This is a genomic window from Pseudomonas sp. YNh, from assembly GCF_037993085.1.
In the GTDB taxonomy this organism is placed as follows: domain Bacteria; phylum Pseudomonadota; class Gammaproteobacteria; order Pseudomonadales; family Pseudomonadaceae; genus Aquipseudomonas; species Aquipseudomonas putida.
Map to the genome: position 1 here is coordinate 63,771 of NZ_JBBMRJ010000034.1, position 6,579 is coordinate 70,349.

8 protein-coding genes are annotated in these 6,579 nt (G+C 60.5%); all 8 read left to right on the forward strand.

Translation table 11 applies throughout. The features are described 5' to 3' along the window. Positions 1–2: 2 nt before the first annotated feature. Entirely contained in the window at positions 3–698 is a 696-nt protein-coding gene (gene tolQ, locus WF331_RS25370; protein WP_008090219.1) for a protein TolQ, read from the forward strand. A 14-nt stretch (positions 699–712) separates the two neighbouring features. Further along, positions 713–1,165 carry a protein TolR gene (gene tolR / locus WF331_RS25375; protein ID WP_012273765.1) on the forward strand — a complete coding sequence of 151 codons (453 nt, stop codon included), beginning with the start codon at positions 713–715 and terminating at the stop codon, positions 1,163–1,165. After that, the gene (gene tolA / locus WF331_RS25380; protein WP_016498326.1) at positions 1,165–2,283 is read left to right on the forward strand and encodes a cell envelope integrity protein TolA; all 1,119 of its coding nucleotides are present in this window, start codon (positions 1,165–1,167) and stop codon (positions 2,281–2,283) included. Before tolR ends, tolA begins: the two co-directional genes overlap by 1 nt. A 26-nt stretch (positions 2,284–2,309) precedes the next feature. Continuing rightward, entirely contained in the window at positions 2,310–3,581 is a 1,272-nt protein-coding gene (gene tolB / locus WF331_RS25385; protein WP_041167621.1) for a Tol-Pal system beta propeller repeat protein TolB, read from the forward strand. A 54-nt stretch (positions 3,582–3,635) separates the two neighbouring features. After that, the gene (pal, locus tag WF331_RS25390; RefSeq protein ID WP_012273762.1) at positions 3,636–4,136 is read left to right on the forward strand and encodes a peptidoglycan-associated lipoprotein Pal; all 501 of its coding nucleotides are present in this window, start codon (positions 3,636–3,638) and stop codon (positions 4,134–4,136) included. Between the two features lie 6 nt (positions 4,137–4,142). Beyond that, positions 4,143–4,949: a tol-pal system protein YbgF gene (gene ybgF / locus WF331_RS25395; RefSeq protein WP_016498328.1), complete on the forward strand. Its 807-nt coding sequence runs from the start codon at positions 4,143–4,145 to the stop codon at positions 4,947–4,949. A gap of 168 nt (positions 4,950–5,117) precedes the next feature. Then, entirely contained in the window at positions 5,118–5,765 is a 648-nt protein-coding gene (gene queE / locus WF331_RS25400) for a 7-carboxy-7-deazaguanine synthase QueE (protein WP_041167623.1), read from the forward strand. Between the two features lie 17 nt (positions 5,766–5,782). Continuing rightward, positions 5,783–6,457: a 7-cyano-7-deazaguanine synthase QueC gene (queC, locus tag WF331_RS25405; RefSeq protein ID WP_016498330.1), complete on the forward strand. Its 675-nt coding sequence runs from the start codon at positions 5,783–5,785 to the stop codon at positions 6,455–6,457. Positions 6,458–6,579 lie beyond the last annotated feature (122 nt).

Genomic DNA, 6,579 nt, shown 5'->3' on the forward strand with positions numbered 1-6,579 from the left:
GCGTGGAAGCTAACGTCGTCGACCATACCTCCATGTGGAGTCTGGTCAGCAATGCCAGCGTAGTGGTACAGCTGGTAATGCTGATCCTGGTGGCCGCCTCGGTCACCTCATGGATCATGATTTTCCAGCGCAGCACCATGCTGCGCGCCGGTCGTCGTGCGCTGGATGCCTTCGAGGAACGCTTCTGGTCGGGCATTGACCTGTCCAAGCTGTACCGTCAGGCAGGCAGCAACCCAGACCCGGATTCCGGCGTCGAGCAGGTGTTCCGTGCCGGCTTCAAAGAGTTCTCGCGCCTGCGTCAGCAGCCGGGCGTTGACCCGGACGCCGTCATGGAAGGCGTTGGCCGTGCCATGCGCGTAGCCATTTCGCGCGAGGAAGAAAAACTCGAGCAGAGCCTGCCGTTCCTGGCCACCGTCGGTTCCACCAGCCCGTACATCGGCCTGTTCGGTACCGTATGGGGGATCATGAACTCCTTCCGCGGCCTGGCCAGCGCCCAGCAGGCCACCCTGGCAACCGTTGCCCCGGGTATCGCCGAAGCGCTGATCGCCACCGCCATCGGCCTGTTCGCAGCAATCCCGGCGGTAATCGCCTACAACCGTTTTGCCGCGCGCAGCGAAGTGCTGATCGGTCGTTACTACACCTTCGCCGACGAGTTCCAGGCGATCCTGCACCGCAAAGTGCACACCAGCGAAGAGTAATCAGGTAGAAGCCCATGGCCCGAGTTCGCCACAAACGCAAGCCCGTCGCCGAGATGAACGTGGTGCCCTACATCGACGTGATGCTGGTGCTGCTGGTCATCTTCATGGTGACGGCGCCCATGCTCAACCAGGGCGTGAAAGTCGACCTGCCCAAGGTTTCCAGTGAAGCCTTGCCGCAGGACAACAACGTCCAGATCCTCACCATCTCCATCAAGGCCGACAAGACCTACTACTGGAACCTTGGCAGCGAAGTCGATACCGACAAGCAGATGGACAAGGCCATGACCTTGCCCGACATGACCAATGCAGTGACCAAGATCATTGCTGCCGGCCGTGACCAGGGCAAGCAGACCCAGGTGTTCATTCGTGGCGACAAGGCTGTCGACTATGGCGCGGTCATGGGTGCCATGGGCGGGTTGCAGAAGGCCGGTGTCGGTAACGTTGGCCTGATTACCGAGGCGCCCTGATGCAACAGCGAGAGCCATCCGCCTCGGAAAGCTACTTCTGGCCCAGTGTCTGGGCCATTGGCCTGCATGTGCTGGTATTTGCCATGCTGTTCGTCAGTTTCGCCATGACGCCTGAGCTGCCGCCTTCCAAGCCGATCGTTCAGGCTACCCTGTACCAGCTCAAGTCCAAGAGCCAGGCGACCACCCAGACCAATCAGAAGATTGCCGGGGAAGCGAAGAAAACCGCTTCGCGCCAGACCGAAGTCGAGCAGCTGGAGCAGAAGAAGGTCGAGCAGGAGGCCGTGAAGGCCGCGGAACAAAAGAAGGCCGACGCCGCTCAAAAGGCCGAGGAGGCTCGCGAAGCCGCCGAGGCGAAAAAAGCCGAGGACGCTGCCAAGGCTGCCGAAGCCGCCAAGGCTAGCGAGGCCAAGAAAGCCGCAGAAGCCAAGAAGGCCGATGAGGCGAAGAAGGCCGCCGAGAAGCAGCAGGCCGACATCGCCAAGAAGAAGGCCGAGGAAGAAGCCAAGAAAAAAGCCGAAGAAGAGGCCAAGAAAGAGGCCGCTGAAGAGGCGAAGAAACAAGCCGCCGAGGACGCCAAGAAGAAGGCAGCCGAAGAGGCCAAGAAGAAAGCAGCCGAGGACGCCAAGAAGAAAGCGGCGGCCGAGGACGCGAAGAAGAAGGCAGCTGAAGAGGCCAAGAAAAAGGCCGCTGCAGACGCCCAGAAGAAAAAGGCACAGGAAGCGGCCCGCAAGGCGGCAGAAGACAAGAAAGCCCAGGCCCTGGCCGAGCTGTTGTCCGACACCACCGAGCGGCAGCAGGCGCTGGCCGACGAGCAGGGTGACCAGGTGGCCGGCGACTTCGACGACCTGATCCGTATGCGCGCGGCCGAGGGCTGGGCGCGTCCGCCTTCCGCGCGCAAGGGCATGACGGTGGTCCTGCAGATCAACATGTTGCCGGACGGTACCATCACCAGTGTCAGCGTGGCCCGTTCCAGTGGTGACGGCCCGTATGACAGTTCGGCGGTGGCTGCGGTGAAGAACATTGGTCGTTTGACCGAGATGCAGGGTATGAAGCCGAGCGATTTCAACCAATATCGTTCGTTCAAGATGACATTTACACCTGAGGATCTAGCGTTGTGATTAAACGTCTGAGAGGACTGCTGGTCATGCTGTGCTGCGTGGCAGGCATGGCCGTGGCAGAGGAAAAGAACATCCTGGTCACCAGCGGCAGCGACCGGGCAACGCCCATCGCGGTAGTGCCGTTCGGTCTGCAAGGTGGTAGCGTGCTGCCCGAGGACATTGCCGACATCATCGGCAACGACCTGCGCAACTCCGGCTACTACTCGCCGATTCCACGGCAGAACATGATCAGCCAGCCATCGCAGGCCAGCGAAGTCATCTTCCGTGACTGGAAAGCGCTGGGTGCCCAGTACGTGATGGTCGGCAGCATCGTGCCATCGGGCGGTCGCCTGCAGGTGCAGTACGCCCTGTTCAACGTCGCCACCGAGCAGCAAGTGCTGACCGGCAGCGTCGCGGGCAGCACCGACCAGCTGCGTGACATGGCGCACTACATTGCCGACCAGTCGTTCGAGAAGCTCACCGGCATCAAGGGTGCGTTCTCTACCCGCATGCTGTACGTGACGGCCGAGCGTTTCTCCACCAACAATACCCGCTACACCCTGCAGCGTTCGGACTACGACGGTGCGCGTGCGGTCACCCTGCTGCAATCGCGTGAGCCGATCCTGTCGCCACGCTTTGCGCCAGATGGCAAGCGTATCGCCTATGTGTCGTTCGAACAGAGACGCCCGCGCATCTTCATTCAGAACATCGATACCGGCCGCCGCGAGCAGGTGACCAACTTCGAAGGCCTGAACGGCGCGCCAGCCTGGTCGCCGGACGGTTCGCGCCTGGCGTTCGTGCTGTCGAAAGACGGCAACCCGGACATTTATGTGATGAACGTGGCATCGCGTCAGATCAACCGGGTTACCGCAGGCCCAGGTATCAACACCGAGCCGTTCTGGGGTAAAGATGGCAATACCCTTTACTTCACCTCCGACCGTGGCGGCAAACCGCAGATCTACAAACAGTCGGTCAGCGGTGGTGGTGCCGAGCGCGTAACCTTCGTGGGCAACTACAACGCCAACCCGAAACTGTCCGCTGACGAAAAGACCCTGGTGATGATCCATCGCCAACAGGGCTTTACCAACTTCAAAGTGGCGGCACAGGACTTGCAGCGCGGAAGTGTAAAGATTCTCTCGGAAACAAGTCTTGATGAGTCTCCCACTGTTGCGCCAAACGGCACCATGCTAATCTACGCCACCCGCCAGCAGGGCCGGGGAGTCTTGATGCTCGTGTCGCTTAATGGCCGCGTGAGGCTCCCACTTCCTACCGCTCAAGGCGAAGTCAGAGAACCGTCCTGGTCCCCTTACCTGAACTGATTGCGGCGTAATACGTTTTGCTTAACACACTGGGGTTTCATTAGGAGTTTCACGATGGAAATGCTGAAGTTTGGTAAATTCGCTGCGCTGGCTCTGGCCATGGCCGTAGCTGTAGGTTGCTCCTCGAAGGGCGGTGACAACGCAGGCGAAGGCGCTGCTGTAGATCCGAACGCTGGCTACGGTGCCAACACTGGCGCTGTTGACGGTTCCCTGAGCGAAGAAGCCGCCCTGCGCGCAATCACCACCTTCTACTTCGAATACGACAGCTCGGACCTGAAGCCAGAAGCCATGCGCGCTCTGGACGTTCACGCCAAGGACCTGAAGTCCAACGGCAACCGCGTTGTCCTGGAAGGCAACACCGACGAGCGCGGCACCCGCGAGTACAACATGGCTCTGGGTGAGCGTCGTGCCAAGGCCGTTCAGCGTTACCTGGTTCTGCAGGGCGTTTCCCCTGCTCAGCTGGAACTGGTCTCCTACGGTGAAGAGCGTCCTGTTGCCACTGGCAACGACGAGCAATCCTGGGCTCAGAACCGTCGCGTAGAACTGCGTAAGTAAGTTCTTATGCGTATGTGCCGCCGTGTAGTAACCGTCCTCGCACTCAGCCTGCCGCTCGCGGCCTGGGCTGAGGTCCCTGTAGTAGATGACAACGCAGGCAGCTATCCGCCTGTGGGTTATGGCACGAGCGGCGCCTATGCCGGGTCAGGGGCTTCGGCCCCTGCCTCTGCACAAGGCCAGCTGTTCATGCAGCTGCAACAGATGCAGGACCAGCTTTCCCGCCAGCAAGGCATCATCGAAGAGCTGCAGAACGATGTGTCGCGCATGAAGCAGGAAAACCTGGAGCGATACCAGGACCTGGACCGTCGCATCAACAGTGGCGCTGCACCTGCCGCGACCCCTGACAATTCCTCCGGTGGTGGTGCTTCAAATGCCGCCCCCGATGCAGCAGCTGGTGCTGCTGCGCAACAACCGGCCGCCAGTAGCGAGCCCGGCGATCCAGCGAAAGAGAAGCTCTACTACGATGCTGCTTTCGACCTGATCAAACAGAAAGACTTTGACAAGGCCAGCCAGGCGTTCAATGCCTTCCTGCGCAAGTACCCCAACAGCCAGTACGCCGGCAACGCGCAGTACTGGCTGGGTGAAGTGAACCTGGCCAAAGGCGATCTGCCAGGTGCCAGTCAGGCCTTCGCCCAGGTCAGCCAGAAGTATCCCAAGCACAGCAAAGTGCCGGATTCGCTCTACAAACTGGCCGACGTCGAGCGCCGCATGGGCCATACCGACAAGGTCAAGGGCATCCTGCAGCAGGTCATCACCCAGTACCCCGGCACCTCCGCCGCGCAGCTGGCCCAGCGTGACTTGCAGAAGCTCTGAGCCCTGTAGCTGTACCGCTCGAAAGAAACCCGCGCCAGTCGCGGGTTTTTTCGTTAGAATCACTGCCCTTTTTTCGTAAACACGCTGCTGCGGATAACGCCATGTCGAGTCCGCGACAGTGCCTGACGGAGGCGGACAGCCTGTTTAGCTGTCACGCCCGTGGCGAGCATGCAAGACACATTACGCATCACAGAAGTCTTTTACTCTTTGCAGGGTGAAACGCGAACGGCTGGCTTGCCCACCGTATTCGTGCGCCTCACCGGCTGCCCCCTGCGCTGCCAGTACTGCGACAGTGCCTATGCCTTCACTGGCGGCACTATTCGTACCCTGGATTCGATCCTTGAGCAGGTTGCCGGCTTCAAGCCCCGCTACGTCTGTGTCACCGGTGGCGAGCCACTGGCTCAGCCCAACGCCTTGCCGTTGCTGCAGCGCCTGTGTGATGCCGGTTACGAGGTGTCGCTGGAAACCAGTGGTGCGCTGGATATCGCGGGCACCGACACCCGCGTCAGCCGCGTTGTCGACCTGAAGACCCCGGGTTCCGAAGAATCGCACCGTAACCGCTACGAGAACATCGAGCAGCTGACCCGCAACGACCAGGTCAAGTTTGTCATCTGTTCCCGTGAGGACTATGACTGGGCGGTTTCCAAGCTGATCCAGTACAACCTGGCTGAGCGTGCCGGTGAGGTGTTGTTCTCGCCGAGCCACCACCAGGTGAGTGCCAGCGACCTGGCCGACTGGATCGTTGCCGACAACCTGCCTGTACGTTTCCAGCTGCAGTTGCACAAGCTGCTGTGGAACGACGAACCCGGACGTTGATTGAGAGTAAAAAGCACATGACTGAGAAACGCGCGGTAATCCTGTTGTCTGGCGGCCTCGACTCGGCCACCGTCGTAGCCATGGCCAAGGCCGAAGGCTACAGCTGCTACACCATGAGCTTCGACTATGGCCAGCGCCACCGGGCCGAGCTGAATGCGGCTGCCCGTGTCGCCCAGGACCTGGGCGTGGTCGAGCACAAGGTCATCGGCCTGAACCTGGACGGTATCGGTGGTTCGGCGTTGACCGACAGCAGCATCGACGTGCCGGAAGCCCCGAGCGAAGGCATCCCGGTCACCTACGTGCCGGCGCGTAATACCGTGTTCCTGTCGCTGGCCCTGGGCTGGGCAGAAGTGCTGGAGGCGCGTGACATCTTCATCGGCGTCAATGCCGTGGATTACTCCGGTTACCCCGATTGCCGCCCCGAGTTCGTCGAAGCCTTCGAGCGCATGGCCAACCTGGCAACCAAGGCCGGTGTAGAAGGGCAGGGATTCCGTATTCAGGCGCCGCTGCAGAACCTGAGCAAGGCTCAGATCGTGCAGGCCGGCATGGCCCGTGGCGTGGATTACAGCCTGACCGTTTCCTGCTATCAGGCCGACGATGACGGCCGCGCCTGTGGCAAATGCGACAGCTGCCGCCTGCGCGCCGACGGCTTCAAGGCGGCCGGTGTAGCAGACCCGACGCGGTATTTTTGAAAATTCTTTGATGGAGTGTTGATTTCTCGTTAGAAATCAGTATTATACGCGCCATCAATCGGGTCGTTAGCTCAGTTGGTAGAGCAGTTGGCTTTTAACCAATTGGTCGTAGGTTCGAATCC